The following is a 1,358-nucleotide window of genomic DNA, read 5'->3' as shown; positions in this document are numbered from 1 at the left end:
CGGTGAGGACGTTGATGGTCCCGGTCGCGGTGATGAACAACTCCCCCAACGCGGCGGCCTCATCCGCGGGCATGACCCGGAAGCCGGATGTCGCCGCCCAGAGCGCACGCACCGGGTCGACCTCGGTGACGATGACGTCGGCTCCCCGGCGGGCGAGCGCCTTCGCTATCCCCCGCCCGCACGCGCCGAAACCCGCCACCACGACGACCGACCCGCAGTCCAGCGGGTTGACCAGGCGGGTGATCGCGTCGAGCGTGCTCTGCGCCGTGCCCATCTCGTTGTCGAAGAGCTGCTTGATCGGACTGCCGTCGATCCCGATCACCGGGAAGCGCAGACGTCCCTGATCCGCGAAGCGGTGCAGACGCCGGACACCGGTGAGGGTGTGCACCGACGCGCCGAGGACGCTCGGCACCAGTTCCTCGCGCTCGGCGTGCAGGAGTCCGAGAAGCCCGTCCGCCTCGTCGAGCACGACGTGCGGGTGGTGGTCCAACACGGCCAGCAAACGCGCGTGGTCGTCTTCGAGGTCGTCCGCGCCCGGAGCGAACACGGTCATACCGTGGTCACCGAGCCACCGCGCGACACCGGAGTCGGTCGACATGGGGTTCGACCCGCACACCGCCAGGTCGGCGCCGGCGTCGCGCAGCGCCAGCAACAGCGGGACGGTCGAGGCCAGCAAGTGCACGTTGGCCGACAGCCGGTGCCCGGCAAGCGGTCTCTCCGAGCCGAAGCGTTCACGGAGCATTCGCATCACCGGCATGTCGCGGTCGACCCAGGAGATCACTTCCGCAGTACGGTCAGAATTGCCGCTCATCATGCTCCCGCTACGCCCCCGGAACGACCTCGTGTGCCACCGCCCGATCGTCTGCCCCGCTTCCCACCGACGCAAGTTCAGGTCCGCACGACCACCCGTATGCCGCACATTTATTCCCATTTATTTGCCGGGGGGGGGGGGGGCCCCCCCCCACGACCGCACCGGCTCACCGCTACGATACAGCCCTCCGATCACAGCAAACCGATGCAGAACAGACTGTTGAGGTGCTAAATCGGCTGGTCAAGAAGTGTCTTCCCCGCGCACGCGGGGTTGCTCCCGGCCGCTTGCGCTTCCCCAGGTCGCTGCGATTGTCTTCCCGGCGCACGCGGGGTTGCTCCGTTCGCGGCGTCGCCTCACGTCGACCTCCTTCCGTCTTCCCCGCGCACGCGGGGTTGCTCCGTCGTCCATCGGCAGATCCGGGTCGGTCCTGCGGTCTTCCCCGCGCACGCGGGGTTGCTCCGTGGGACTACCACTGGCTTGCGTGGTGCCAGATCGTCTTCCCCGCGCACGCGGGGGTGTTCCTGCTCGGCCCGATCCGGAAGGAAGG

General features: G+C 68.7%; 1 protein-coding gene and 1 CRISPR repeat array. The gene reads right to left on the bottom strand.

Annotated features, from left to right (window positions below; translation table 11 throughout):
* Positions 1-742 (bottom strand): adenosylhomocysteinase (locus AB0G02_RS38540; RefSeq protein WP_360804960.1); only part of this gene is annotated, 742 nt, incomplete at its 3' end.
* 318 nt (positions 743-1,060) lie between these two features.
* Positions 1,061-1,333: a CRISPR direct-repeat array (repeat unit 28 nt; unit sequence GTCTTCCCCGCGCACGCGGGGTTGCTCC).
* Positions 1,334-1,358 lie beyond the last annotated feature (25 nt).

The organism is Actinosynnema sp. NPDC023658 (assembly GCF_040639995.1).
Lineage (GTDB): Bacteria > Actinomycetota > Actinomycetes > Mycobacteriales > Pseudonocardiaceae > Actinosynnema.
The sequence above is the reverse complement of the archived record's forward strand: the minus strand, read 5'-3'. Positions and strand labels throughout refer to the sequence as shown.